The sequence below is a fragment of the Paenibacillus cymbidii genome (genome assembly GCF_004764705.1).
GTDB lineage: Bacteria > Bacillota > Bacilli > Paenibacillales > NBRC-103111 > Paenibacillus_AN > Paenibacillus_AN cymbidii.
This window is the reverse complement of record NZ_SHLX01000009.1, coordinates 265,591-292,523: the sequence shown is the minus strand read 5'-3', so window position 1 is coordinate 292,523 and position 26,933 is coordinate 265,591. Positions and strand designations below refer to the sequence as shown.

Sequence of the window (26,933 nt, the reverse complement as noted above, 5' to 3'; positions counted from 1 at the left end):
ACGGAGCAAAAAAATAACCTCCCGCGCCTTCGCTTGGGCTACGGCCGCCCACAACCTTTTACACCAAACAAATGACCTCCATCGTCCCGATGGAAGAACCTACTACACAAACTACTTGACGGCACCCTATCGCCACAAAATAGCCAGTGATTTCGCTGGCTATTCGCGTTAATCTGCCCTGATTGGGGCTGTTCAGTCCAAATAGCCAGTGTTTTCACTGGCTATTTTTGAGGAGACCGCCGAAATAGAGGAAATAGGCCACTTTTTATGGCCTATTTCGCCACCGGCCGACCGGGCACGGGCAAAAAGCCCCTCCCATTGGCTGCGCCAGCCAACAAGAGGGGCCGAATCCGTTCCGCCGGTGCTGACGCCGCCGCCGCCGCTTACTGCGGCTTCTGCTCGCCCGGCGCGCAATAGCCGTCGACGCCGCAGGAATCGCCGGCTTCGCTTTCGTTCAGCGACACGAGCGGATGCGCCTCGTCCCAGGCTTGCTGCAGCGCGCCAAGGAAAAAATCGCTCGGCTGCGCCCCGGACACCGCATACTTGCGGTCGATCACGTAGTAAGGCACACCGTTCGCCCCGAGCCGACTCGCCTCGCGGCATTCCGCGCGCACCTCGTCCGCGAACCTGTCGCTTCGCAGCACCGCAAGCGCCGCCTCCCGGTCGATGCCGGCTTCTGCGGCGACGTCGGCCAACTGCTCGATTTTGCCGATGTGGGTGCCGTTGGTGAAATACGCCTTGAACATCAGCTCCACGACCGCTTCCCGCTTGCCGAGCGTGCCGGCGTAGTGGATCAGCCGGTGCGCGTCAAGCGAATTGGCCGGAATGGCGTTCTCGAAGCGGAAATCGAGGCCGACCGACTTCGCCTGCTGCACGAGATTGTCGTGCATGGCTTGCGCCCTTTCGCGGGACAAGCCGTATTTCTTGGCGACCATCTCGTAGGTGTCCTGCTGCGGGAAACGTTCGGCGTTCGGGTCCAGCTGGAAGCTGCGATATACGACCTCCACCTCGTCCTTCTGCGGAAACTGCTCCAGCGCCGCCTCGAACCGACGCTTGCCTATATAGCAAAACGGGCACATAATATCGGACCATACTTCTACCTTCATCGGGTCGCCCTCCTCAGCTCGTCAATTGCAACTTGTATGAGCACATTATACGCCTGGCGCCCGGCCGTCGCAAGCGAAAGCGGCATCGCGCCGGCCCGCGGCGACCCGCGCCCCGCCCTCCCGAACCGCTCCTTTACCGCACCTTCAGCCGGTACACTTCCACGCCGGCATACGCGACAGCGCCGCCCGCACTCGCCAGCCGCAGCGCAAAGCCATTCAATTGCAGCGGAATTCTTGCCGCCAGCGATGTCGTGTCGTCCGCGAACAACTCGACGATGTCGGCCTCGATCACCAGGCGCAGCCGCATCCCCGCAGCGTCGTCCCTCCCCGCCGAAGCGCGCAGCGGCACATCGCTGTGCACGACGTCCGCAGTGGCAATAACGAGGCGCCGACCGGCTACGTCCCACACGACGTCTGTCGGCATCGCCGCTCCCGGCCGCAGCAGCCGGATGACCGCTTGCGTGCATGCGCCGGTTGGAAGCACGTCCAGCTCCATATCGATCCGTTCGTACACTCCCGGCACATTCCAGCCTTCCTCGGCCGGCTCGACCACAACCGACGGCCAGCCGCCCAGCCGCTCGCCGCGAATGCGCTTGCTCACGCCCGGCTCCAGCCGGGAAGCGAGCGAGCCGTCGGCCAGCCGGTATATTTCCCGCGGCAGCGCCAGATGGCCGCCCCAATATTGATGCCCGATCGTTTCGGTATCATGCAGCGGAATCCAGCCGAACAGCAATCTCCTGTCGCCGCCCGCAGCTACCGTCTGCGCCGCCGCCAGATCGCTGCCGTCCAGACAGTCCGGCTCGCAAGCCGTCCAGGGGCCGGTCGGCTGTGCGCTTACCCGGTAGCTCGGCCGGCCGACGCGATGATCGTATGCGCTGTACAACAAGTACCAGCTGTCGCCCATCCGGAACAGTTCCGGACATTCGGGATCTCCCATACCGCCGGGGAAAAACAGATCGCCCCGCGGCGTCCAGTGCCGCAAATCGGCGGAAGAAGCATAGGATATGCCGCCGTGCGGACCGCTGTTGCCGCCGCCTTTGCGGCTCGTCATAATCGCCCAGTAGCAGCTTTCCGCTTCATTCCAGAACACGAAAGGGTCCCGCTGCACCGTATACGCCGCTTGCGCGGGAATGTTGCACGCTTCGCCGGCCGCCCGCCAGACGAGCAGGTCGTCGCTGACGGAGCCGCGCATCACGTTGCCTTCGCTGCCAAAGTAGCTGCGGAACAAACCGGATGCAGCATCGTAAAATACGCCCAGCACAAAATACGGCTTCTGCGGCGGCATCAGGCTGTCAGGCTCGTGCGAAATCGCCGCTTCCTCCCAATGCAGCAGATCGTCCGAGCGCAGCAGCGCCGCTTCGTAACGGCCGCCGGGCTTCAAATAATACAAGTACACCGTTCCTTGCCAATAGAACGGGTGCACGTCCCCGACGGCATGCTGCGGATGAATGTAGTGCAGCAACGGTTTTCCGGTTTCCTCCAAGTCGTTCGTCTCCTTTGTTATCGCGTGTGTTGCATCGCGCCGCCGGAAAGCTTCCACGACAAAACGGGAGCCTCCTCCGGACGGATGGCTCCCTGGACGCTGCGGCATCAGCGCAAATACAAATTTTTCACCGAATTGCGGGCGATCAGGAACGGTTCCAGCACCGACACGATCGGCTCGCCGGACTTGTTTTTTTCGATCCGGTCGATAATGGCGCGGCAAGCGGACAGACCCAGGTAATCGATCGGCTGCGATATCGTCGTAATGTCGAGCAACCCGGCCCAGGCGACGTCGTCGAACATGATGAGGCTGATGTCGTCCGGAATCGAAAGCTTGTGTTCCTTGCACACCTTGATGAAATCCATGCCGATCGTATTCGTTCCGGCGATCAGCGCCGTCGGCTGCGTTTCCTTGATTTTGTTGTAAATGGTCATTCGCAAATCGGTCTGAAACGGCAGGTGCATAATCAGATGATCCTGAATCGGAATATTCTCTTCCCGCATCGCCTGCCGGTAGCCTTCGGCGCGGTTGGGCGAAATCGAGCTTTCGACGCTGAGCAGCAGGATATCCCGGTGCCCGTTCTGCAGCAGATGTTTGGTGGCCAGATAAGCCCCCCGCTGATCGTCGACGAGAATGGAATCGAGATCCGTATAGCCCCTGCGGTACATTTGCACGAGCGCAATATTTTGCTTTTTCAGCTGGTTCACCAACGAACGGTTCTTCACCGATGTCGGCGTAAAGAGGATGCCGTCCACCCGCGAGCTGGACAGCAGGCTTAAATCCTCCGCTTCCCGCTCCGAATTTTCGTTGCTGTAGGAGAGCAGAATGCGATAGCCGCTGCGCTTCAGCTCGGCCTCGATGATCCGCGTCATGATCGAATAGAACGGATTGTCGATGTCCGAAATGATAAGGCCGATAATGTGGCTCTTCTGGTTTTTCAAACTGCGGGCCAGCAAATTCGGGGTGTAGCCGAGCTCATCCGCCGCGGACAGAATGCGCTGCTTCACTTCCTTGCTGATATACGTGTCTTCGCGAAACGCCCGCGACACGCTCGATATCGATACGCCCGCCAATTTGGCGACATCCCGGCTATTGGCCATTCTGGCTCCCCTTCTTTCTCAACTAAGCCTCACATCCGCAAAAGAGGCCGGCGTTTCGCTGGCGAACAAGCCGAAACGCCCGGCGCGAATGTCTTGCAGCGGAGCCGTCAGCGTAACGCCCGCCACGAACACCTCAAGAATGCCGTCCCGGAGAAACGCGGTCAGCCGCACCGGGCCGTCCGGACGTTCCGGCAGCTCCCGCGCGCACAGCAGCCGCGGGCCGTGCAGCGCCGGGCCGTGAAACGCGTCGACCGACTTGCTGCGCGCAAGCGCCAGCGTTCTTGTGCCCCAATGCAGCGATACCGTGTAACAGTCGGCATGATCGTCGCTCGAACGCAGCACGATGCCTGCGCTTCCCCGGTCGTCCGGCACTTCGATCGTCAGGCGGACGGACACGTCCGCGCTCTCCTCGCCGACGAAGCAGGACACAAAACCGTCCGCTGCGGCAACTTCGGCCGCTCCGTCCGCAAACGTCCATTCGCCGGTCACTTGTCTAAACTGATTATACCGGACAATTCCCGAACTGTTAAAGGGAGACAGGAAAATTTCCGGACATTCGAGCGTCAACGTCCCGTCCGCTCTTTGGCGAAGCTCCCGCGGCGTGACGAACGTTCCTCCCCACAAAGCGGAAGCGGCGTCGCGGCCGCCCGCCAATTCGCCGCACCAGCCGAGCAGGAAGCGGCGATTGCCGTCAAACACCGTTTTGGCCGCGTAGAAGAAGTAATCGCCGGCGTCGAAATGGGGGGACGCCGGCGTCTGCCACGGACCGTGCGGCGAACGCGCCATGCGGTACTCCGTCCGGCCGAACTGGGAGAACAGCAAGTACCACCAGTCGCCGATCCGGAACAGGTCCGGACATTCGAGCGAAGGATACTTGCGCGGCGCGTACAAAGGCGGACGGAACTCCCACCGCTCCATATCGGCGGACACGGCAAGGCCGATAACGCCCCGGCGCACGCCGCACAACGGGCGGCGTTCCCCCGCCGTAAACAGCATCCAGTAGCAGCCCTCTTCCTCGTTCCAGAAAACGTACGGATCGCGGAAATCTTCCCCGGCGCCATAATAGGAATCGTCCAACCGCAGCACCGGATTGGCTTCGTTCTTGCGGAAGCGGATTCCGTCCTCGGAGACGGCGTGCATGATCTGCTCCCTGCCGGCAGGATGGCCCGGGCTGAACCCCGTATAGAAAATGTGGATTCGTTCGCCGCGGCGGATGACCGAGCCGGTGAAGCAGGCGCCGCCGTCCGGCGCGTCCTGCGTGCCCGTCGCCAGCGCGTCGGGCAGCTCCTCCCAAGCGGACAAATCGCGGCTGCGAATATGCGCCCACGGCGTATGGTGCCGGCTCCATCCCGAACCGTCCGCAAATCCTTTCAAATAAAACGCGTGATAGTACCCGGTATCGTAAAAAGGGATTATGTCCGCCACAATGCGACCCCGATCAGCTGCATAACGCAATGCCATAGTGTCCTCCTGATCCGTATCCATTAATGATATCGTTGTCACATTTAATCATTATTATAGAGGATTAATACGAGCCATGTAAATCAAATTAAGACTTTCCCTGTTGGCAACGTTGCCACATTCATCCGCCGGGCTCGTTCAACTCATAAACCCTGACGTTGTCGAAGCCGGCGCCGTCAGCCGAGGCGAAGACGCCGAGTTCAGCCGCCGACAGTGCATAAGGAATGCGGGCGGCAAGCGAATACCGCTCGTTCAGAAACAATTCGAGCATATCGCCTTCGATGACGACCCGCAGCTTGCCGGGAGCGGCGAAGACGTCCGGAGCCACCGCAAGCTCGCTGTAGACGGTCCCGCTTCCCGAGCCGTTCGTGCCGCTGCCGACGCGAAGCGATCCGCTCTCACGATCGAGCGCCACATAAACGGCGTCAACTGCGGCCGAGGCCGTGGCCGTGGCTGCCCCGGACGGGCCGCCAACGATCGTCAGCCCCGCGCGCGAAGCCGTTGGCCCGAGACTCACGTCCAGCTCGAGATCGGCATGGGCGTATGTTCCCGGCAGCCGGGCCCCGGCCGCGAGCGGAGCGCCAGCTCCGACGGCGTACAGCAGCCGGCCGCGAATCGCCGCGCCGAACGCCGGCTCCAGCCGGGAAGCGAGCGTGCCGTCGGCAAGCGGCACGATTTCGCGCGGGAAGCTCAAGTGGCCGCCCCACGCGTTGCCTTCGGCCTGCTGCGGAATCCAGCCGAGCAGCAGCCACCGGTCGCCGCTCGGAACCAGCTGCGCCGCCGCCAAATCTTCGCCGTCCAGGCTGAAACGGGGCTTCTCCTGCCAGTTGTCGCGGTCGATCGGCGTGCCGGCAGCGCCGATCCAATAGCTCGGTTTGCCGACATGGTGCACGGATTGGCCGGCGATGCTGGCCAGCAAATACCACCGGTCGCCGATCCGGGCCAGTTGCGCCACTTCCGGGTCCTGCGCCTTGGCAAGCGGCACGTCCCGGTTCGGAAAACGAACCAAATCGACCGGCGGTCCCCAATCGGTCAAATCGCCGTCCCGCGCCGTCGACAGTACGATCGATGCGTCCAGACCGCTGCCGACGCCGCTTTTTTCCTTCGTGCGGTAGGCTGTGGCGACCATCCGGTACGAAGCAAGATCCGGGTCGTAGAATACGTACGGATCCCGCGTGCCGCCCGGATACGTCTGCGCGTCTCCGGGGATATCGTAAGTAAAGTCGGCATTGGTCCAGTGCAGCAGATCCGCGCTCTCGGAGCCTTTCATCCGGAACTGGCTGCCGTAGTAGCTGCGATACAGCCCGTCGGCGCGGTCCCGAAACACGCCTAGGGCGTAGTAGGGCGCGAAGGGGGCAAGACCGCCGCGAGTCAGCTTCGCCTCCCGCCAGTCGATCATATTCTGCGAAGTCGCCAGCAACGACTCATAGTTGCCCGGCTTCAAGAAGAACAAATAATACGTGCCCGCTTCATAAAAAGGATGGACGTCGCCAAGCGCAAACGCCTCCGGCCGATAGTGAAGCAGCGCGCGCTTCGCCGGCTCGTTTGCCGCCGGGGCAGCAGCTCCGGTTTCGCGCTGTCCGGTCGAAGCCGGCCAACCGGACACCGCCGCCCAACCAGCCGCCAACAACAGCGGGGCCGCCAGCAGCGCAAGCAGCCTGCGCTTGCTCATGGCTCATCCGAGCCGGCGGCGAGCGCATAAATGCCCAGGCCGCCGATCGTCGCAACGGCGCGGTCGACGAACAAGCCGACGCTCGGCCGCGACGCATCGGCGAACTTGCCGCCGAACTGCAGCGCCAGCATGTCGTCGATGTACACTTCCACGCGCGGCCGGCGCACGACGACGCGCATATGGCAGGCGCGCCAATGCTCGATGCGCCAGCCCCGGCTCCACGGTTCGCCGAACTCGGCGGCGATGCCCGCCCGAACGACGCCTTCGTCGGCATCGATCATGACAACCAGGTCGCCGCTGGCGTCAGCCTTCTCTGTGTCGGCGCGCCAGACGAGCCCCGCCGCAACGCCCGACTCAAGCGTTACCTCCGCTTCAATCTCCACGTCGGCGCTGCCGATGCCGAGATCGGCGATTTGCCAGCCGCGCCCTGCCGCAACGCCGCGATACGCTGCGGCAGCCGCGTCCATTTCCCATGCGCCGCCGGGAAGCCCCCAGATCGCGTGGCACCAGGGCAGCCGGACGATGCCCGGCAGCTGTCCGGGGGCCGACACCGTGAGCTGCCGCCAGCCTGCGGTGAGCGGGCTGTACCTTAGCCGCAGCCAACCCTCGCGGGTTGCGGCCAGCTCCATCGGCGGCGAAATCGTGTTCTTCCCCCGTTCCGTATACAAGGCGTAGCGTTTGCCTTGCCACAGGAAGCTGCGGCACGAATAGCCGCACGAATAATCGCCGGCGAGCAGCAAGTGGTCGTCCGGCAGCTCGCGGTACGGCCCCTCGATCGAATCGGCGACCGCGTAAATCGTGCCGCGAAACGCCGCCCTGTCGGCGAAGATGCCGCGATTGCCGTAGCCGTGCCCGGTCAGGCACGTCATGTACCAGCGCCCGTCGATCGCAAACACGTCGGGCACTTCGACGACCGCGTACTTGCGCGGCACGAAGGCGGGCGGCAAGTGCTCCCAGTGCACGAGATCGTCGCTGCGGACGACGGCGATCGCCGCCCCTTCGGTCAGATCGTCCGCCGGAACGCGGGCGGCGTAGAAGCCGTACCAGCCGGTCCCGTCGGGATTGTCCACGATGACCAGATCGCGGCAATCGACCACCCCGCCCGGCAGCGGACATTCGCGATCGACATACCAGCGAGGGTCGGGAGCAATCACCGGGTTGCCTTCGTACCGGCGAAAGCGTGTCAGATCGTCGCTTGTCGCCAGGCCGATGTGCTGCGTTCGCGCCCCGTCCCGGCTGGAGCGCATCGTGTAGTACAAATAATACGTGCCGCCGTGCTCGTACAGGCAGCCGGTCCACGGCTGCAGATCGTCAAGCCCGCCCTCCTCGCCGGGAGCGAACGCGGGCGCCAGCTCGCGCCAATGCAGCAGGTCGTCCGAAACGGCGTGGCCGAGACTGTCCGCCTCGAGCCGGCTGCGCGCCGACTCCGGCGACAGGAACTGCAAATGCAGCATGTGCGCCCTGCCTTCGCGCTCGATGCACCACGCATCCCACATTTCCAGGCCATGCGGCTTGTAGCCCAACATCAACGAACCCCTCGCCTTCCTTGCGTCGTTTGCTTCCTTCGCATTCATCGCGCCACTTCTGTCCGCCGCCGATCAAAATCCGGGCCGCACCGTCGGTTCAATACCTTCGTGAACGTAACGCCAGCATTGCCCGGCATACAGCGAGGCGATTTCGCCGCGAATGGCGTACAAGCGGGCGTTCAGCAGCTCCACCTCGACGCGGATCGCTTGCCCCGCCAGCTCGTCGATGCACTTGCCGCCCTGCCACTGCGGCTTCCACGCCGGATCGTCGCCGCTGAACGGCAAACTTTCGTCGAAGGTGTAACCCTCCAGCGGCTGCCCCGACCAGTCGGTGAGCTGCACCTTCGCATAGCCGCCCTGGCTTTGCACGTTGAATTCGATGTCGCCGCCCCGGTACAGCAGCGGTTTCGTCCCTATCGTTCCTGCGCCGCCGTTGCTGCGCAAGTATGCGAACCCATCCCGGCGCAGCGCGTACGTTATAATCGACGTCGCGCCGGGCATGGCATGTTCGTGCGTGCTGGCGGATGCATACAGGAGCAGCGAGCCGTCCTTCAGTTGTCGAAGGTGCGAAGGATATACGCAGCCCGCATCGGGCTCGCCCGGCTCGCCGTTCGTCACGAACGGCGTGCGCAAGCCGCGCATGAAGTGGCGTCCGTTCAGGCTGTACGCCAGCTGGCAATCGACGTTGCCGCCAAGAAACTTATGCGGCGAGAAGCCCTTCACTTCCTGCGACGGATGATACACCCACAGGAAACCGATGTAGATGCCTTCGTACGGGAACACCGGCATGCCGTAAAGATTGGCGAGCGGCGTATCGAGCGCGTCGGCCTGCAGCGCCAGCTCCGGCTCGGAGAACGTTCGCCAATCTTTCGTTTCGTACACCGTCAGCCGGCGATCCGTCCAGTCCGGCCGGGACACGAACGTAAAGCTTTGGCGCGCTTCGTTCCAGAAAGCATGCGACAGCGGATCGCCGGCGATGCGCTGCCACTCCGCTCCCGGCCGTTCCGTCCAGCGTACGCCGTCGGGCGACACCCACAAGTGCGATTTCAGAAAATGACGGCTCGTATGCTCGACCACCAACCCCTTGTACCGCTCTTCGGGCGGCGCGTACGGGTCGATCACCGTCGTCGACCACTCCGAAAACTCATCGACCGGCAGCAGTTGGTTATCGCGCAAACGGCCCGCGATCGCCACCTCCCGCGTCGTATCCCGCGGTTGCCAGCGCAGCCCGTCATCGCTTTCGGCCAGCAGCGGAATTCGCGGGAACGTCGTGCTGCAGTGCTGGTAAGTCATCCGCCACTTGCCGCTCGCCTCGTCCCGGAATACCGTCGGATAACCCCAGGCGATTTCATTCAGCGGATCCCGGTACGTATATTCGTCCAGTCGCTGCGGACTTCCGATGCGGCGTTCCACATTGCGGCTCAAATTCAAATGATGATCGTCCAGAAACAGCAAGGTTGCCATGTTGTCCTCATCCTCCCGCAATCGCGCAATCAGCCGAAGCCGGGGAAGGCTGCCGAACAGAAGCAGCCTCCCCATTCCTGCTTTATTTGATTGCCTTGTAGCTGTCGTACGCCTCCTGGTACACCTGAAGGTACGTTTTCAGCCCGATTTTGTCCAGTTCCTTCAAGTAATCGTCCCACTTGCTTAGCGGGGTCTGGCCGGTGATGAATTTGCCTTCCATCTCCTGCACGTAGTTAAACAAGCTGCCTTTAACCGTGCTAAGCGCTTCGCTTTGCTTCTGGCTGAAGCGCAGCGTCGGATACACTTCCTTCGGGAAGTACGGTTCGTACATTTTGGTGTGGTCGATGTAGGCCTGCTCGATCGGCGAAGACACTTTGCCTTTCTGGTTCAGCGCTTCGCTCATCCAGGTCAGCCCGTAACCGCCGGGCGAATTGCCGTTGCGGAACGTGTTGGAATTGACGCCCGCCGGCGGCGGCAGCACTTCCCATGTGCCATCGCCATTCCATTTCCAGGCCACGTTCTCGGGACCGAAGTTGAATTCCAGCGCGCCCTGTTCGGTGAACATGTAGTCCAGCCAACGAATGGTGTCCTCGGGATGCTTGTTTTTGTTCGTGATGACGAACGTATTGAGCATCAGCCGCGGAAAGTCGATTTTGGTCGCCAGCTGCAAGCCGTCCGGCCCTTTCAGCACCGGCACGGCGACGTAGTCCTTGAACCGGTCGGTGCCGACGACATAGTCGCCGATGTGGCGGATGAAGCTGCCCACCACGACATCTTTGCCGCTGCCCTTGGCCGTAAGCTGCTGATCGGTTTGGGTAAACACCTCCTGATCGATCAGCCCTTCCTTGTACAGTTTGTTCAGGAACTCGAGGCCTTTGCGGTATCCTTCCTGGGCCGGTACGAACACGACTTTGCCGTTGTTCAGCATCGTGTGATCGCGCGCGTTGTCGGGCACGCCCCACGAGCCGAACAGCGTGTCCAGGCCGTCGTATCCGCCGGCGACCCAAGTCGTGAACGGGATTTCGTCCGCCTTGCCGTTGCCGTTCAGATCGTTCGCCTTAAATGCCTTGAGCACCTCGTACAGCTCGTCGGTCGTCGTCGGCACCTTCAGCCCCAGCTTGTCGAGCCACACTTTATTAATGTAAAACTTGTGCTCGGTCTGAATGTGATAGGCGCTGGCCGGGTTCGGAATGGAATAAATTTTGCCGTCGACCATGCTCCTCGCCCTTGCTCCGGGCACCGTGTCGAACATTTTTTTGATATTGGGCGCATACTTGTCGATCAGATCGTTCAGCGGGAGGAAAACCCCGCTTCTGCCGTACATCTCGTCGAGACCGGAGTTTTCCATGCCTCTGCCGTAGAACGCTTCCGGATAGTCGCCGCTTGTCAGCATCAGGTTCCATTTTTCGGTAAAATTTTGCTGCGGCACTTCCACCCAATCGATATGAATGTTGCTCTTCTGCTCGTAATCGGTCACGACCTTCATCGTTTTGAAGTCGCCGTGATCGGCCGCCTTCATGATGCCCATCTTGATCGTGACCTTCTCCTTGGCCGGCGTTGCCGAGCCGGCTGCGGACGGGGCGGCGCTGCCCGAGGGAGCCGCGCTGCTCTTGCTTTCGCCATCGCTTTTGCCGCCGCTGCATCCCGCCACGGCCGCCGCCAGGAGCGCCGCCGCCAGCAAGGCGGTTCCATTCCTGCGCATATCCATCGCCATTCCTCCTTGTTTCTTGCCAACGTCATTCCTATTTGCGGTTTTTGCCGCAATCCCCTGTTATCGTGCGTCGTTAGACTCGCATTCCGTTTTTTCCGTTCCTGGCTGACAGCCGCTCCCGCCCGGCCGCGTCCGGCCGGCGGTTCCTTGCCTCCTCCGCGCTATCCTTTGATCGCGCCGATCATCACCCCCTTGATGAAATATTTTTGCACGAACGGATAGATGACAAGCATCGGTACCGAAGAGACGACGATCAGGCCGTATTTGATCACTTCCGCTATCCGGTCCTGTTCGGCAAAATCGGTAAACTGGTCGAGCATTTGTTCCGACAGCATGTTTTTGATCAGAATGTTGCGCAAAATAAGCTGCAACGGGTATTTGTCCTCGTCGTTCAGGAAGATCAGCGCGTCAAAAAACTTGTTCCAATGCCCGACGCCGTAGAACAGGACGAGCACCGCGACGATCGGCTTCGACAGGGGCAGCACAACGCTGAGCAGGTAACGGAAATTGCGGCAGCCGTCGATTTGCGCCGCTTCGTAAAGCTCGTTCGGGATCGACATCTGAAAGTACGTGCGCGCCACGATAATATTCCAGATCGACACGGCGCTTGGAATGATGAGCGCCCACATCGAATTGAGCAGCCCAAGCGACTTGACCACCATGTACAACGGAATGAGGCCGCCGCTGAAAAACATCGTAAACGCGAACAGAAACATGAAGAAATTACGCGCCATAAAATTGCTTCGCGAGAGCGGGTAAGCCGCCATAATCGTCAGCACCACGTTCACCGTCGTGCCGACGAGCGTATACACGATCGCGTTTTTGTAGCCGTTCCATATGTCGTCGCTGGCGAAAATTTTGTCGTATCCTTCCCAGGTGAAGCCGACCGGCCATAGCAGCATTTGCCCGTTGGTCACCGCGTAAGGGTCGCTGAAGGATGCGCTGACGATGTACAGCAGCGGGTACAGCACGACAAGCAGCAGCAGCGCAAGCAGCACATGCACAACGATGTCGAACGCGCGGTCCGAACCTCCTGCGGCAATCCGCCTTTTTACCATAATCCCGTCCTCCCCATCTTTTTCACCAGGCCGTTGGCCAGCAGCAGCAGGGCAAAATTGATGACCGCATTAAACAGCCCGATCGCCGTCGCGTAGCTGTACTGCACGCCGACAAGCCCCACGTTGTACACGTACGTCGATATGATTTGCGAGCTGGATACGTTCATGCTGTTCTGCATCAGGAACACTTTCTCGAAGCCCACATCCATGATGTGGCCGATCTGCAGCACCAGCATGATCGTGACGATCGGCATGATACTGGGCAGGTCGATCGACCATATTTTGCGCAGCTTGGTGATGCCGTCCACCTTGGCCGCCTCGTACAGCTCCGTATCCACCGACGCCAGAGCGGCGATGTAGATGATCGCGCCCCAGCCCACCCCTTGCCAGATGCCGGAAAACACGTAAATGCTTTTGAAATAGCCGGGGTTTTGCATAAAATGGATCGGCGCAAGCCCCACCTTCTGCAGCAAAATGTTGATGATCCCCGAAGATGGCGACAGGAAGGCGATCAGCATGCCGACGAACACGACGGTGGAAATAAAGTGCGGCGCGTAAGTGACCGTCTGCACCAGTTTCTTGAAGCGCCTCGAGGTGACTTCGTTCAGCATCAGCGCCAGCACGATCGGCGCCGGAAAACCAATCGCCAGCGAATACAGGCTGATGAGCACCGTATTGGCCACAATCCGGTTGAAATCGTAGGCATGGATGAAGCGCTCGAAGTATTTCAGCCCGACCCACTGGTCGCCGAAGATGCCGTGAATGGGCGAAAACTCCTTGAACGCCAGCTGCACGCCGATCATCGGGACGTAATGGAAAATAATAAAATAAGCAACTACCGGCAAAATCAGCAAATACAAGTCGTACTCGCGAATCACATTGTTCAGCAGCCTCTTGCCGAAACGGGTTCCTCTCATCGTCCGCCCCTCTTCGTCACATCCATTCGAAAGCGCTTTCCAAGCGGTGCGAAAGCGATTATTGCGCATGATGCCACTCCGCTTCGCACCTTGCCCCGGGATCTTGTGCAAGCGTCGCAGCCGCCCGGAACGTGGCGTCAAGCGATAGCCCCACTCTGCTTCGAATATGTGACAACGTTGTCTTACTTTCTTTAGTCACATTATAGGTTCGTTCATTTGAACTGTCAACAGCGCATTTTGAATTTGAAATGCATGGATGATATCGTTGTCACATTTCGCAAGCATAATGGCGCCGCATGCTGTCGGAATCCCCGTTTCCTCCTGCTCCTATCCGCGTTTCGCAAGGCTTGTTATAATGAAGAACAGAAGCTTGCCCGTCAGGCGGGACAGTCAACGAAGGAGGAACATCACGGTGCAGTTGGGCGTTTTTCATCCTCACGATCCTTTTGCGGTTATGCCCGAAGGTCGCGTTCAAGCCATCGCGGAAGAAGCCGTTCGCCAACACGCGCAAGCGGTTTTTTTCAACGAATCGGGCATCGATTTGGATAAAAGAACCGTATCTGGCCGCGTATTTGCCGGCGGCGGCTGGGAAACGGGGGTGTTTCCGTTTCCGCAGGCCGTCATGAACGTCAGGCCGTGGGGACCGCGCCGGCGGTCGGATCGGGAGCTCATTTTCCGCAAAATGGTGCCGTTCACGGCCTTCCTGATCGACGACAAATGGGCCGTGACGAACATGATCGCCTCCGTGCCTTCGCTTGCGCCGCACGTTGTCCCGACCGCACTCCTGCGCGATGCGGATCAAATCGACGATTTGTTCGCGTCGCACGACAAGCTCATCCTCAAGCCCTCGCAAGGCAGCCGCGGCGCGGGCGTGCAGGCGCTTGTGCGCGAAGGGAGCCGGTACGGCCTGCAGCGAGGCGCGGAGTGGGTTTGGCTGGACCGCGGCCAACTGGCCGAGTTCGTCCGCCAGTTAAGACGGGATTATTTGATCCAGCCGTATATCGTATGCCTGACTCCGGAGGGCGAACCGTACGACTTTCGAATTCTCGTTCAGCGGGACGGGACGGGCAACTGGGGCGTCAGCCTGATGTATCCGCGCATCGGAGGCAAGGATACGGTGACGAGCAATGTCAGCGTTGGCGGTCGGACCGAGCCGCTGGGCGATTTTTTGCAGCGCCTGTTCCCGAACGATTGCGCCGCATTCCCGCAGCGCCTGGCCGAGCTGGGCCTGGCCATCGCCGTTTTCCTCGATTCCCGCTACGCCCATCCGCTCGACGAGCTTGGCATCGACCTGGCCATCGACGCGCAGCGGCGCATCTGGTTCTACGAAGCCAATACGTGTCCCGGGACGTTGTTCTATGAGAAAGAGCGCGCCGTGCAAACCGTAGCGTATGCCAAATACGTCGCCGCACAGGCGATGAACGCGCAAGCTTCGATCGGCGCGGCACCGGGAGCCGACGCTACGCTCGGGCTGCTGCTCGGCCGCTCGTCCTCTCCCGGGGAGCTTGAGGCGTATGTGGATGTCGCAAGGAATTACGGCGTGAAGCTCGCTTATTTTTATTTGGACGGCGTCGGCTTCCGCTCGAGCTCGGTAACCGGCTTCCGGCACGACGGTCGGCAATGGCAAGCCGCCACCTTTGCCGCTCCCGACATCGTGTACAACATGCTCGATGCCGCAGGGGCGGAAGCGGACGCGTCGCACGCCCTGTACCGCCCGAGCTCCAATCTGCCGCTGACCTCCCGGGAGCCAAAAGGACCGATTCCGGCCCCGTTGTTTTTTGCCATTGCCGCGCGGAATCCGCAGTTGGCGGGGCATCTGCCGCACTTCCTGCGGCCGTCCGACCCGCAAGCGGCCAAACGTTTCGTCGACCGCCACGAATTCGTTGTGATGAGATCGGATGCCGCTTCGCAGACCGGGGACATGCTGCTGCTCAAACGATTGCCCACGCATTATGCGGTCCACGAAGCCGCTCGGATGCACGCTTTCAACGAGGCCGAATTTCTCGAATTCCTCGCGTTGTTCGACGACGCCAACTATATCCTGATCGAAAAAATGGACAGCCGCACGCATGACGGACATGCGCTTCATATTCACGCCAACTTGTCGAGACAACCCGGCGGCGGCTGGGAAGTCGCCCGAATCGTCCCGCTGCTGGCGCTGGCTTCTCCCGATCCGACGAGTGCGCTTCCTTTTGCCGCCGACTGGGACTGGCTGCTCGACCGGGAATACGGCGAAGCGGCCGAGACGATCGATGCGCAAATCCGCGCGTTGGCCGGCACGTCCGCCAAACAGCTGCAAGCGGCCAACCGCAACCGGCTGCATGAGCTTGTGCTCGATTTTGCCATCGATGCCGAACGTGTCCCCCGTCTTCTCGGCGGGGAAATCGACGGCCCGGGAGACGCCGTTCATCCTTACGACAATGCCCGGCGCGTCATCCCGTTCGCGCTGTCGCTGCTGCAAACGCGGTACGAAAAAGCCAGCAAAAGCTGACACGGGGGAGGAAGCAGCTCGTTCGGCCAAATGCTGCAGGCGAGCGCGAATAACGGGAAAACCTCCCGCTAATTTTCGCCTTTTCCCCGAAAACCGGGGTTTGGCGCTGAAATAGCAGGAGGTTTTCCCTCTAATTTCGATTATTCGCGAAAATACGAAAAAATAACGGCAGGTTTTCCAGTTAAGCCTTGTTGTTAAGCCCGCTTGCGCTTACTTAATTGATCAGACCGGTAACCTGCAGGAAGCGGCGAATCAGGGCAACCGCCTCGGCACGAGTGCCCGGTTGCAGCAGGCGGACCGTGCCGTTCTCGTAGCCGGCAATAATGCCCGCTTGCCCGGCCTCCCGGGCATCGGCCTCCGCCCACTCCGAAACAAGGCCGCCGTCGCTGAACGCGGACAACCGAACCTCCGCCGAGGCCGAGCCGGTGTCCAGATCGAACGCGCGGTAGAAGCGCATCAGCACGGCCACAATTTGCTCTCGCGTCACTTCCTGATCGGGAGCGAAAATGCCGTCCGCCACGCCCTCGAACAGGCCGGCTTGCGCGGCGATGCTTATGCTTTCCCGGGCAGCGGCGTCGCTCGGCAGATCGGTAAATGCCGGCCCGCCCGCCATCGCCGTCTTCTGATGACCGAGTCCGAACGATTTGACCAGCAGCTCGGCAAATTCGGCCCGGGTCAGCTTCGCGTCCGGCTGATAGCTGCCGCTGTCGTCGCCGTCGGTATTCCCTTTATCCGCCATCCGCACAATATCGTCATAGCCCCAATGCGTCTCCGCATTCGGGAACCGTTTGTCGCGCTGAATCAGAATTACCGTCGCATTGGTAGGCGCATGGACGAGCGCATGGCCGTCGTCCACGATCCGCACGGGGGCCGGCACATACTTGCCGTCAAGCATAATGACCGCGCCGAGAGAATGCGCATCCCTCACTCCCGCGGGAATCGGAATCGTCATATTGGCATAAGCGTTCCCGTACTGCACGACAGGAGTGGAGACCGTTCCGTCGTTCACCTGCAGCGAGAAGCGGAACGGCTCGCCGACAACGGACGCCCCTTGCGCCGCCACCCATCGATTCGCATCCTCTTTAACGGCAGCCGGTTGCTTGGCAATCGTCAGTTCCAGCTTCAAACGGTCGACCGGCACGCCGCTGCTCTGCGCAAGCGCACCGAGCGGAATCGACGCCGTCGGGAACTCGATCGCCACGTCGCCGGTAATGACGGCCAAGCGCTGCTGATTGGCCTGCAGCGTGGCCAGCGCGTCGCCGGCGATATCCGCCAGCACCGTATTCGCGCCTCGCAGTGTTGCGGCACGAACCGCTATCGTTTCCTTCTTGCTCGCATCATGCGAGGAACGAACGACTCCCTCCGGAACGAAGTGGAAAGAAGCTCGCTCAATGCCGTTGCCGTTTCGGGTCAGCGTCAGTTTGGCCGAATCGTTCGTTTCGACATTTTGCTTGACCGCCACGACTTCAATCAACGACTCCTCATCTTGCGGTAAGGGGGTCGGCGTTGGCGCAGGCGTTGGCGTCGGTGTCGGTGTCGGTGTTGGTGTTGGAGCAGGAGTTGGCGTTGGTGTTGGTGTTGGATCCGGCGTCGGCTCGGGCGTTGGTTCCGGCTGGACGGCGCTAGTCGCCGCGCTCTTCGTCTCCTCCCCGTCAAACGGCTCTACCTTCGAGCGCGGCGTGACGGCAAAGGTAATGTATTTGCCCCCATCGGCGCCGGTCAATGTGTAGGAAGCGCCAGTCGCCCCCGGAATCGGCGTCCAGTTGAGCGTCTGCTCCGCATTGTCCGAACGGTACCACTGGAATGTCGTTCCCTGCTCGTTATGGTCGCTGTCGGAGTCGTCTTCGTCGCGATAATCGTACGCTCCGTGCAGGATCTGCCCGACCATGGCAGTTCCGGAAATGCGTACATTATCGGCCGTTGGCGGGGCTCCTTCCCCTACGCCCAACGTATGGTAGCCCGATTGGGGCAAAAACTGGTTTCGAAAGTAGTCGAGCGAATTGCCGGTGTACGGAGTCGGCGACGGAGCCGTCAATTGCTGATTCGGATCGCTCGCGTTCGGCTGGTCCGCATTCGCCGTCTGCACAGCCAACCAGTTGACGCCCATCGTAACCGCCAGCATCGACGTGCGAGCGATTCTCGCCGCCTTCTTCATCGCCGCTCGTTGGCGCTCGGACGCCAGCACATCATCATTGTCCCGTTTGTCAGCCATCGTCAGTTCTCCTCATTCTGGATGGAAGTCTACCCACATGCCGTAACAATCAACCATGAAACGCCAAAACTTTCGACATTTTCCGGGACTTTTTTCCTGCTTTTAGGCACGAAATTTGTCGTTTGTGGTACGATTATAGCATACTCATCCAGACATGTAAGGAATATTTACAAGACAATTCCCATCGCCGAACCACACCTCCCGCCAAAATAGCCCATAAAAAATGGCCAATTTGCCCATTTTTCCTCCGCCGTTGGCAATTAGCCAGCAAAAATACTGGCTATTTCCACCAAACCAGCTCGAAATCGAACATTTCATTCAAATAGCCAGTGATTTCGCTGGCTATTTCGCTGCCACCCACCATTTTTAATGAAATAGGCAATAAATCATGGCTTATTTGAAAATACTCGGGCAAATGGACGACAAAAAGAGCCGACACAAGTCGGCTCCTTCAATCGCCGCCCCGTCTTCGGGGCGCTCCGCTTCGATCGCGGATCGCAGCTATTCCCCCGCCGCCGCCGGCGCCGCGTCGCCGAACTGCATGCGGTACATCTGCGCATATTTGCCGCCGCGGGCGAGCAGCGACTCGTGGTCGCCGCGTTCGGCGATGCGGCCTTCGTCGAGCACGAGGATCAGGTCGGCGCTCTTGATCGTCGACAGCCGGTGGGCGATGACGAACGTCGTCCGCCCTTTCTTCACGACCTCCAGTGCGTTCTGGATGACCGCTTCCGTCTCCGTGTCGATGTTCGACGTCGCCTCGTCGAGGATCAGAATCGCCGGGTCGTAAGCGAGCGCCCGCGCGAACGACACGAGCTGCCGCTGGCCGGCCGACAGCGTGCTGCCCTTCTCGATCACCGGCTCGTCGATGCCTTGCGGCAGCTGCTCCAGCAGCCGCTCCGCGCCGACATCGAGCAGCGCCTGCCGCACTTGCTCGCGGCCGATCGCCGGGTCGTCCAGCGTCACGTTCGACGCAATCGTGCCGGTGAACAGGAACGGGTCCTGCAGCACGATCCCCATATGCCGGCGCATCCCCTGCCGCGGCAAACCGGCGATGTCGACGCCGTCGATCGTAATTGCGCCGCTGTCCAGGTCGTAGAAGCGGAACAGCAAGTTCAACACCGAGCTTTTGCCCGAGCCGGTATGGCCGACCAGCGCCACCGTCTGCCCTTGCTTCGCTTCGAACGAAATGCCTTTGAGCACCGGCTCGCCTTCGATATACGAGAACCAGACGTCGCGGAACGCAACATCGCCTTTAAAGCGCGGCACTGTAGCGTCGGATACCGCTTCGCCGTCTTCGTCCAGCAGCTTGAACACCCGCTCCGCCGAAACGAGCGCCGTCTGCAGGTTCGGCAGCTGATTGACGATGTTGACGATCGGGTTGAACATCCGGTTCAAGTAGTCGACGAACGCATACAGCACGCCGACCGACACGATGCCGGCCCCGCCCGACAGCGAAGCGCCGCCGAAATACCAGATCAGCGTCACGTAAGCGACGTTGCGAATGAACCCGACGAGGTTGTGGCCCGTCACCGCGTTCAGGCTGAGCAGCTTGTTCTGGAACGTGAACAGCCGCGTGTTGTGCGTCTCAAATTCGCGCTCCGTCGTCTTCTCCCGGCGGAACGCCTTGATCACCGGCATGCCTTGAATCGCTTCGTTGATCATGCCGTTGATTTCGCTGACCGTGGAGCGAATGGTGCGGTTGTACCGTTTGGCCACGCGCCCGTAAGCGTAAATCCACACCGCCAGCACCGGCAGGATGAACAGGCAGATCGTCGCCAGCTTCGCGTTCAGGATGAACAGCGCAACGAAGATGCCCGCCAAATAAACGCCGCCGGAAAAAAAGTTCGTCAACACCGTCACATACAGCTCGCGGATCGTTTCCGTGTCGTTGGTCATGCGCGAGACGATTTTGCCGGCCGGGAGCCTGTCGAAATAGCTGATCGCCAGTTGGTTGATGCGGCCAAGCACGTCGAGCCGCATGCGACGGATGATGCGGTTTGCCGACGCCTGCAGCAAATAGCGCTGGCCATAGGAGAACCCGGCCGACAGCACAAGCAGGCCCAGATAAAACGCGCACAATTGCAGCACGCCGGCAAATTCCGGCTTGTAGAAAGCGTACAGCTCCGCCGTACTCAGCTTGCGGGCGTCGTACACCGCCTCCGCGCCGTCCGGCGACGTCACGGCCAAGCGGCCGTCGGCCCTGACGCTGCGCTGGCCGGCAGCGACCGCGCCGGCGACGAAGTAATAGCTCTTGCCGATCTGCAGCACACGTGCCTCGGCGCCGCGCGTCTCGCCGGCGGTGAAACGGTCGCCGCGCTTGTAGGTGCCGCCGCCGTAGGCGACCGCATACGCGCTGCCGGAGTCGGCGGCCGTTTCGTACCACGGCCGCTCCACGCCGGCGATATGCTCGTCGATGAGCCGCTTCGCCACGAGCGGGCCGGCCAGATCGGTCGCCACGGCCAGCGTGAGCAGCAGCAGCGCCGCCAGCAGCGGCTTCTTGAACCGCAGCGCGTAGCGGAACAGCCGCTTCGCCACCGCCCCGCGGTTCATGGCGCCGCCTTCCTCCGCCAACAGTTCGTCGTATTCCCTATCCTCATGCATGGATGAAATCACCTGCTTGCTTGTAAAGTTCGCGTTACGTTTGTGTCGATTCCGCATTAAAATCGTGTTCAAAAAGTTGGCTTTTCAGCACCGAGAAGGTTGCGAGAACCTGAAGAAGGAGTAGCGGAGTTTAGGCAAAACCCAATATAGGGAGTTTAGCTTGCTAAACTCTCCCCGCTAACGAAATGAGCAACGCACTTCAAGGGTGAACGCAAGATTCGATGCCGATTGTGCTTCCCGATTATACTTCGTGATCAAAAGCCGACTTTTTGAACTTCCGCTTGTTGGCGCTCGAATTGCTCGCGATACCAGCCTCCTGCGGCCAACAGTTCGGCGTGGGTGCCTTGCTCGACGATGCGCCCTTCGTCGAGCACGAGAATCCAGTCCGCGTGTTCGACGGCGGACAGCCGGTGCGTGGCGATCAGCGTCGTTTTGCCCGCGCGCTGCTCGCGGATGTTGGCGATGATCTCCGCCTCCGTGCGCGCGTCGACCGCCGACATCGCGTCGTCCAGCAGCAGAATCGGCGGATCGGCAATCAGCGCCCGCGCGATCGAAATCCGCTGCTTCTGCCCGCCGGACAGCTGCGCTCCCTTTTCGCCGACGAGTGTCTCCAGCCCCCGCGGCAGGAAGGCGGCGTCCTTGGCGAACGCCGACATCGCCACCGCGTGCGCCAGCTCCCCGTCGCTTGCGCCGTCTTTGCCGAAGCGAATATTTTCGCGCACCGTGCGCGAGAACAGAAACTGCTCCTGCGGCACATACCCGTACCACGATTTCAACCGATCGAGCCCGATCCGGTCGATCGGCACATCGCCAAGCGCAATCTCCCCGGCATCCGGCACCGGATATTCGCGCAGCAGCTGTTTGATCAGCGTCGACTTGCCGCTGCCCGTGCGGCCAACGATGCCAAGCGTCTGCCCCTGCTCCAGCGTAAACGTAATGTCGGCCAAATTGTCGGCTATCGCCGACGGGTAACGGAACGTCACCCCGCGGAATACGATCGCGCCCGGCTGCGCCGCTGCGGCATTGCCTGCCCCGGCAGCGGCATCGTCAGCCGGTTCCGGTACGTCCGGCTTGTAGCCGAGCGTTTCGTTCACCCGGTCGAGCGAAGCGTTGCCGCGCTGCATAATATTGATCAGTTCGCCGATGGCGAACATCGGCCAGATGAGCATCCCCAAATAAACGTTGAACGACACCAGCGCGCCGACCGTCAATTCGCCCCGGTACACAAGCAAGGCGCCGTAGCCAAGGCCGATCAAATAGCTGATCCCGACCAGCACCTTCACCGTCGGTTCGAACAGCGCTTCGATGCGGACGACGGCAAGGTTTTTGCCGAGCACCTTCTGCGTAATTGCCGCAAACTGCCGCTCCGCCTCGCGCTCCTTGACGTACGCGCGAATGACGCGGATGCCGCCGATCGTCTCCAGCACGCCGTCGTTCATTTCGCCGAACGCGTCCTGCGCCTCCATGAACCGGCGATGAATGCGCGAGCCGTACAGGCTGAGCAGCCCCGCCATCAGCGGCAGCGGCAGCAGGCACGCCAGCGTCAGCTTCCACGACAGGCCGATCGACATGACGAGCAGCAGCGTCGCCATCCACAGCGTCGAGTCGATCAGCGTCATGATGCCGAAGCCGGCCGTCTGCGCCACCGCGCTCAGGTCGTTCGTCGCCCGCGCCATCAGATCCCCGGTCCGGTTGCGCGCGAAGAACGTCGGCGTCATCCGCAGCAGCTGCCGCATCAGCTTCGAGCGCAGCATGCGCTCCACGGCGAACGAACCGCCGAACAGCTTATACACCCAGAAATACGATATGATATAGACGCCGATCGTAATGCCGCCAAGCTGCAGCAGCGTCGTCGTCATCGTTTGCCAAGTCAGCGTCTCCAGCTGAATCGCATCGATCGCCCGCCCCACCAGCATCGGCGGCACAATTTCCATCGCTCCTGCCGGAATGAGCAGCGCAATGGCCAGCGCGTACCTTCCCCATTCCAGCCGGAAAAACCAGCCCAATTTCCTCATCACCGCAAACATGCCGCTTCCCACACCTCTCTCCCACAACACGCAGCGATCCCGTTCCGAAAGCCGCATGCGTTCATGCGTTCCCCCTATCATACCTGTTTCTGACGCATCAACGCCATGGGAAGTTCCGCTATAACAGATGTATGCCGAAACGAGTTTGATAAAACCCGAAACATCACTATTTCTACGGTTCTTAATTGCATATTATGAATATTAATTTTATAATTTGATATATAATTTCATAAAAACCCAAGAAAGGAGCCCCACCCTCCCATGGTCAAAAGCATTCTTGTCGACGTGCACGGCTCCCCGGAAGCGTATCGGCGGCTGCAGGCCGTACCCGGCATTCGGGTCGAAGCGATCGAGCCGGACGAAACCGGCCGACGGACGCTGCCCCGCGCCTTGCTGGCGCAGCAGCACGCGCTGGTCTGCATGTATCCGCCGCTGAACATCGCGGACATGGCCTCGCTGGAATGGATCCAGCTCGCTTCCTCCGGATATTCGCAGCTGTTCGGACTTGGCCTGGCGGAACGGGGCGTACGCGCGGCCAACTGCCGGGGCAATGTCGACGTGCCGATTGCCGAATGGAACCTGGCGATGATGCTGAACCTTGCCCGCGATGTGCCGGGCATGCTGCGCAACCAGTCGCAGCGGTTGTGGCGGAAGGAAGAGCGGTATTCCCGCGAAATCCGCGGGCTCGCCGTCGGCATCTGGGGGTACGGCTGCATCGGGCGGGAGACGGCCCGGCTTGCCCGCGCGTTCGGCATGCGCGTGCGTGCCCTGGACCGGCACTTCTACACCCGAAACGACGGACCGCTTCTTTACGAGGTACCGGGCACGGGCGATCCCGACGCCGAACTGCCGGAGGCCTTCTATTCGCCGGGAGAGGAAGAACGATTTTTGCGCGGGCTCGATTACCTCATTCTGACGATGCCGCTCACCGAACGCACGCGGGGCATCGTCGGCGAACGCGAGCTGCGCGCGCTGCCGCCTCACGCGTACGTGCTCAACCCGGCGCGCGGGCCGCTGATCGCCGAAGACGCGCTGCTGCGGGCGCTGCGCGAAGGCTGGATCGCCGGCGCTGCGCTCGATACGCACTACTATTATCCGATGCCGCCGGAGCACCCGCTCTGGACGATGCCGAACGTCGTCATGACGCCGCACGTGGCCGGCTCGCCGTTGACGCCGCATTTCCGCGAGCGGCTGTGGGAAATGATTATCGCCAACGCGGAGCGTTTCGCGGAAGGCCGGCCGCTGTTGAACGAGCTGAGCCCGGAGCAGCTGCTCGGACGCTGACGAAGCAGCGCAATCAGCCGGCCCCGCCGGCGGAGCGATCCGCCGTTGGGGCCGGCTGTTGCATGTGGCCGTCGATTACACCGCGCAGCCGACCGAACGCGCCGCTTCGGCGATCGCCGCCCAGGTCGCATCGTCGATCGGAATGCCATCGCGCAGCCGCCGTTCCTTGACGCGGAAGTTCGGCGCGCCCGGCAGCTGCACCGCTTCGAAGCCGGGAGCCGGCGGGCACGAGACGATATACGCGCACCACTCGTCCATAAGCCGGACGAAACGCTCCCGGCCGACAAACGCATCGGGATCGATCGCGATCAGACACAGGCCGTTCGTATAGTCCGTATCGTCCGGAATGGACACCCCGGCCAGCACGCTGCCGAGCAGATCGACCAGCAGCCCGAGGCCGAAGCCCTTGTATCCGTGTGCGCCGCCGAACGGCAGAATCGTGCCCCGGGGCGGCCCGTAGAAGTCGTCCGGGGCGACGCTCGGCCGCCCTTCCGCATCGAGCATACACCCCGGCGGCACCGTTTCGCCTTTGTTGCGCGCCAGCCGGATGCTGCCTTCGGCGATCATCGAGGTCGCCATATCGAACACGATCGGCTGCCCGCCGCCGGTTGGCGCCGCATACGCAAGCGGGTTCGTCGCCAGCCTGCCTTCGCGCCCGCCCCAGGGGGCAACGACGTGCCCGCCTTTATAACCGCCGGCGAACGCCAGGCCGATCATGCCTTGCTCCGCGATTTGCTGCACCCAGGCGCCGAGCCGCCCGACATGCCGCGACCGCCTGCCGGTGACACAGGCCATATGCGAGCCCGCCGCTTTCTCCAGCGCAATCCGGGCCATCCGGTCGGCGCTCACCGCGCCGAAATTGTGCCCGCAATCGACAATTGCGGAAACCGCCGTTTCCTGCACAATCGCGATCGGTGCGCCGGGGACGATTTTGCCGCTGGCCACTTCGCCCACGTACTGCACGATGCGCAGCGCGCCATGCGAATCGAACCCCATCAGGTTTGTCTCGACCAGTTCGTCCGCCACGATATCCGCTTCCTCCGGCGGCGCCCCGCAAGCACGCACAATGCCGGCGATCAGCCGGCGCAGCTCGTCGGCCATTATCACTTTCAAGTTCGACGCCTCCTCGCATCGCCCGGCCGCAAAAAAGACGCCGCCGCCACAGCGAACGGCGCCTTCCCCGCACAGCGACGACGGCTTATTTTAAAATGCCCGCCTGAACCAACTGCTTGCGATACGTTTCCATCAGATCGCCGAGCTTGAACTTGCTCTCCAGCGTCTTGACGTAGTCGTCCCACTTGCTTAGCGGCTCCTTGCCGGTAATGAACTTGATGTTCATCTCCTGCACATATTTGATCCGATCGGTGTACAGCGTATCCGCGGGGTCCTGCGACAAGTACGGGAACACCGGATTTTCCTTGATATACTTGCGGTTGATCGCCTGGTAGTCATTCGTTTTCGGGTTGCGGATGTTGAAGTACAGCGGATCGTCTCCCTTGCGGACGAAGGCGTAATGACGGATCCAGAAATTGTTCGGGTCGAGGAAAGCGTCGGTCGTGGCGATTTTGCCGCCTTCTTCTTTCCAGTGCACGTCCTTGACGCCGTAGGCCAAATACGGATAAATCTCCTTGTCGGTATAGAAATATTCGAGCATCTCCATGATCCGCTTCAGCTTGCCCGGGTCTTTGGCCGCTTCCTTGGAAATGACCCACATGTTTTTCTGAAACTTCTGCACTTCCAGCGCCTGATCGCCGCGCGGGCCTTTCATCGACGGAATGACGACCCACTCGGGCACCGAGCCGCCGATGTCCTGCATCTGCTTCGTATAGTTCGGCTCCATCAGCCGCCAGTCGTTCAGCGTAAAGCCGACCTTGCCTTTGAAAATACGCTCCTTGAACTTGGCGTCGTCAACCAGCGTAACCCAGTCGGGGTCGATCAGGTTTTCCTTGACTATCGTGTTCAGATAGCCAAGCGCGTCCTTCATCCGCGGATCGGCATTGTCGTAGACGAGTTTGCCGTTGTCCAGGCTGACGTAAGGAGGGTTGACGTCATGGAAGGACGGGTTGACGCCGAACATCAGGCTGAGCTGGTCCATGCCGCGGTTGGCGCCGACGAGAATGCCGTACGTATCCTTTTTCCCGTTGCCGTCCGGGTCGTCGTTCGTAAACGCACGCAGCACCTGCAGCAGCTCGTCGGGCGTCGTCGGCACCTTGAGGTTCAGCTTCTTCAGCCAATCGTTGCGGATCCACCAGCCGTTGATGCCGGAGATGTCGTCATAGGAAGGGATGCCGATCGTTTTGCCTTCGAACTTCATGCCTTGCCACCACTTGTCGTCGTAAAGCGCTTTCAGCTTCGGCGTCTGGTTCAGCGCCTCGTCGAGCGTCGCCACGACGCCTTGCTGGTACAGCTTGACCGCTTCCGCCCGGTTCGACCAGATCAGGTCGGGCGTGCTGCCGCCGGCGATCATGACGTTCAGCTTGTTGAAGGCGTCCTGCGCCACGATCGTCAGATCGAAATCGATGTTCAGCTTCTTTTCGATCATTTGCCGGATCGGGTCCTGTTCGCGCGGAATGTGCGGCCGGTCCAGCGCGAAGCCGGCGTTGTACACCTTGATCGCATACGACTTCGTATCGACGGCTGCGGCGGTCGGCTTGGCCGATCCCGCCGGCGTGGCGGGAGCCGGGCTGCCCGTCCCTGCCGCCGTCCCCCCTCCGCCTCCGCCGCCCGAACAGCCGCCGAGCACAACGGCGGCGCCCAGCGTCAAACCGAGCAAACGCATCTGCGTTCGTTTGATCTCCATCGTTTTTGTCTCCCCTTGGT

The 26,933-nt window shown here is 61.2% G+C and carries 18 protein-coding genes; 2 read left to right on the top strand and 16 right to left on the bottom strand.

From position 1 onward, the window contains the following. Window positions 1-383 precede the first annotated feature (383 nt). The 10 genes from EXY20_RS15045 to EXY20_RS15000 all read right to left on the bottom strand — a co-directional run bounded on the left by EXY20_RS15045 (window position 384) and on the right by EXY20_RS15000 (window position 13,498). Window positions 384-1,106, bottom strand: coding sequence for a DsbA family oxidoreductase (locus EXY20_RS15045; protein ID WP_135552439.1), 723 nt, complete (start codon window positions 1,104-1,106; stop codon window positions 384-386). Window positions 1,107-1,239: 133 nt separating this feature from the next. Then, window positions 1,240-2,589, bottom strand: coding sequence for a hypothetical protein (locus EXY20_RS15040; protein WP_167859245.1), 1,350 nt, complete (start codon window positions 2,587-2,589; stop codon window positions 1,240-1,242). A 107-nt stretch (window positions 2,590-2,696) separates the two neighbouring features. Then, window positions 2,697-3,689 (bottom strand): LacI family DNA-binding transcriptional regulator, encoded by a 993-nt coding sequence (locus tag EXY20_RS15035; protein WP_135552435.1) that lies wholly within the window; start codon window positions 3,687-3,689, stop codon window positions 2,697-2,699. Between the two features lie 18 nt (window positions 3,690-3,707). Next, window positions 3,708-5,114, bottom strand: coding sequence for a glycoside hydrolase family 32 protein (locus EXY20_RS15030; RefSeq protein ID WP_167859244.1), 1,407 nt, complete (start codon window positions 5,112-5,114; stop codon window positions 3,708-3,710). A 157-nt stretch (window positions 5,115-5,271) separates the two neighbouring features. Beyond that, window positions 5,272-6,822, bottom strand: coding sequence for a hypothetical protein (locus EXY20_RS15025; protein ID WP_135552431.1), 1,551 nt, complete (start codon window positions 6,820-6,822; stop codon window positions 5,272-5,274). Beyond that, on the bottom strand, window positions 6,819-8,348 hold the full coding sequence (locus tag EXY20_RS15020) for a glycoside hydrolase family protein (protein WP_167859243.1): 1,530 nt from the start codon (window positions 8,346-8,348) through the stop codon (window positions 6,819-6,821). The genes EXY20_RS15025 and EXY20_RS15020 overlap by 4 nt, the downstream gene beginning before the upstream one ends. A 72-nt stretch (window positions 8,349-8,420) precedes the next feature. Then, on the bottom strand, window positions 8,421-9,812 hold the full coding sequence (locus EXY20_RS15015) for a glycoside hydrolase family protein (protein WP_135552427.1): 1,392 nt from the start codon (window positions 9,810-9,812) through the stop codon (window positions 8,421-8,423). An 82-nt stretch (window positions 9,813-9,894) separates the two neighbouring features. Next, a complete protein-coding gene (locus EXY20_RS15010) occupies window positions 9,895-11,520 on the bottom strand; it encodes an extracellular solute-binding protein (protein ID WP_167859242.1) in 1,626 nt (541 codons plus the stop codon). A gap of 164 nt (window positions 11,521-11,684) precedes the next feature. Next, complete coding sequence (locus EXY20_RS15005) at window positions 11,685-12,581, bottom strand: carbohydrate ABC transporter permease (RefSeq protein ID WP_135552422.1); 897 nt, start codon at window positions 12,579-12,581, stop codon at window positions 11,685-11,687. Continuing rightward, window positions 12,575-13,498, bottom strand: a complete 924-nt coding sequence (locus EXY20_RS15000) for an ABC transporter permease (protein ID WP_135552420.1) — start codon at window positions 13,496-13,498, stop codon at window positions 12,575-12,577. Before EXY20_RS15000 ends, EXY20_RS15005 begins: the two co-directional genes overlap by 7 nt. Window positions 13,499-13,910: 412 nt before the next feature. On the opposite strand from EXY20_RS15000, the gene EXY20_RS14995 reads away from it, so the two are divergent. Continuing rightward, on the top strand, window positions 13,911-15,989 hold the full coding sequence (locus EXY20_RS14995) for a YheC/YheD family protein (RefSeq protein WP_167859241.1): 2,079 nt from the start codon (window positions 13,911-13,913) through the stop codon (window positions 15,987-15,989). Between the two features lie 214 nt (window positions 15,990-16,203). Here the strand turns inward: EXY20_RS14995 and EXY20_RS38935 are convergent, their stop codons facing one another. The 4 genes from EXY20_RS38935 to EXY20_RS14975 all read right to left on the bottom strand — a co-directional run bounded on the left by EXY20_RS38935 (window position 16,204) and on the right by EXY20_RS14975 (window position 22,829). Further along, window positions 16,204-18,201 (bottom strand): S-layer homology domain-containing protein, encoded by a 1,998-nt coding sequence (locus EXY20_RS38935; RefSeq protein WP_167859240.1) that lies wholly within the window; start codon window positions 18,199-18,201, stop codon window positions 16,204-16,206. 280 nt (window positions 18,202-18,481) lie between these two features. Next, the gene (locus EXY20_RS38930; RefSeq protein ID WP_167859239.1) at window positions 18,482-18,640 is read right to left on the bottom strand and encodes a hypothetical protein; all 159 of its coding nucleotides are present in this window, start codon (window positions 18,638-18,640) and stop codon (window positions 18,482-18,484) included. Between the two features lie 62 nt (window positions 18,641-18,702). Continuing rightward, complete coding sequence (locus EXY20_RS14980; RefSeq protein ID WP_135552474.1) at window positions 18,703-20,751, bottom strand: ABC transporter ATP-binding protein; 2,049 nt, start codon at window positions 20,749-20,751, stop codon at window positions 18,703-18,705. A gap of 305 nt (window positions 20,752-21,056) precedes the next feature. Further along, a complete protein-coding gene (locus EXY20_RS14975; protein ID WP_135552472.1) occupies window positions 21,057-22,829 on the bottom strand; it encodes an ABC transporter ATP-binding protein in 1,773 nt (590 codons plus the stop codon). Window positions 22,830-23,090: 261 nt separating this feature from the next. On the opposite strand from EXY20_RS14975, the gene EXY20_RS14970 reads away from it, so the two are divergent. Beyond that, a complete protein-coding gene (locus EXY20_RS14970) occupies window positions 23,091-24,113 on the top strand; it encodes a D-2-hydroxyacid dehydrogenase (protein WP_135552411.1) in 1,023 nt (340 codons plus the stop codon). Between the two features lie 75 nt (window positions 24,114-24,188). On the opposite strand, the gene EXY20_RS14965 is transcribed toward EXY20_RS14970, so the two are convergent. Both EXY20_RS14965 and EXY20_RS14960 read right to left on the bottom strand, forming a co-directional pair. Beyond that, on the bottom strand, window positions 24,189-25,220 hold the full coding sequence (locus EXY20_RS14965) for an Ldh family oxidoreductase (RefSeq protein WP_235885920.1): 1,032 nt from the start codon (window positions 25,218-25,220) through the stop codon (window positions 24,189-24,191). A 91-nt stretch (window positions 25,221-25,311) separates the two neighbouring features. Further along, window positions 25,312-26,913 carry an extracellular solute-binding protein gene (locus tag EXY20_RS14960; RefSeq protein ID WP_135552407.1) on the bottom strand — a complete coding sequence of 534 codons (1,602 nt, stop codon included), beginning with the start codon at window positions 26,911-26,913 and terminating at the stop codon, window positions 25,312-25,314. Window positions 26,914-26,933 lie beyond the last annotated feature (20 nt).

Excerpts from the sequence above, each read along its gene's own strand:
- EXY20_RS14970 (WP_135552411.1), top strand. The coding sequence starts at position 23,091 with ATGGTCAAAAGCATTCTTGTCGACGTGCACGGCTCCCCGGAAGCGTAT.
- EXY20_RS15025 (WP_135552431.1), bottom strand. The coding sequence starts at position 6,822 with ATGAGCAAGCGCAGGCTGCTTGCGCTGCTGGCGGCCCCGCTGTTGTTG.
- EXY20_RS15010 (WP_167859242.1), bottom strand. The coding sequence starts at position 11,520 with ATGGATATGCGCAGGAATGGAACCGCCTTGCTGGCGGCGGCGCTCCTG.
- EXY20_RS38935 (WP_167859240.1), bottom strand. The coding sequence starts at position 18,201 with ATGGCTGACAAACGGGACAATGATGATGTGCTGGCGTCCGAGCGCCAA.
- EXY20_RS14980 (WP_135552474.1), bottom strand. The coding sequence starts at position 20,751 with ATGAACCGCGGGGCGGTGGCGAAGCGGCTGTTCCGCTACGCGCTGCGG.
- EXY20_RS15020 (WP_167859243.1), bottom strand. The coding sequence starts at position 8,348 with ATGTTGGGCTACAAGCCGCATGGCCTGGAAATGTGGGATGCGTGGTGC.
- EXY20_RS14960 (WP_135552407.1), bottom strand. The coding sequence starts at position 26,913 with ATGGAGATCAAACGAACGCAGATGCGTTTGCTCGGTTTGACGCTGGGC.
- EXY20_RS15015 (WP_135552427.1), bottom strand. The coding sequence starts at position 9,812 with ATGGCAACCTTGCTGTTTCTGGACGATCATCATTTGAATTTGAGCCGC.
- EXY20_RS15000 (WP_135552420.1), bottom strand. The coding sequence starts at position 13,498 with ATGAGAGGAACCCGTTTCGGCAAGAGGCTGCTGAACAATGTGATTCGC.
- EXY20_RS15035 (WP_135552435.1), bottom strand. The coding sequence starts at position 3,689 with ATGGCCAATAGCCGGGATGTCGCCAAATTGGCGGGCGTATCGATATCG.
- EXY20_RS15045 (WP_135552439.1), bottom strand. The coding sequence starts at position 1,106 with ATGAAGGTAGAAGTATGGTCCGATATTATGTGCCCGTTTTGCTATATA.
- EXY20_RS14975 (WP_135552472.1), bottom strand. The coding sequence starts at position 22,829 with ATGTTTGCGGTGATGAGGAAATTGGGCTGGTTTTTCCGGCTGGAATGG.
- EXY20_RS15005 (WP_135552422.1), bottom strand. The coding sequence starts at position 12,581 with ATGGTAAAAAGGCGGATTGCCGCAGGAGGTTCGGACCGCGCGTTCGAC.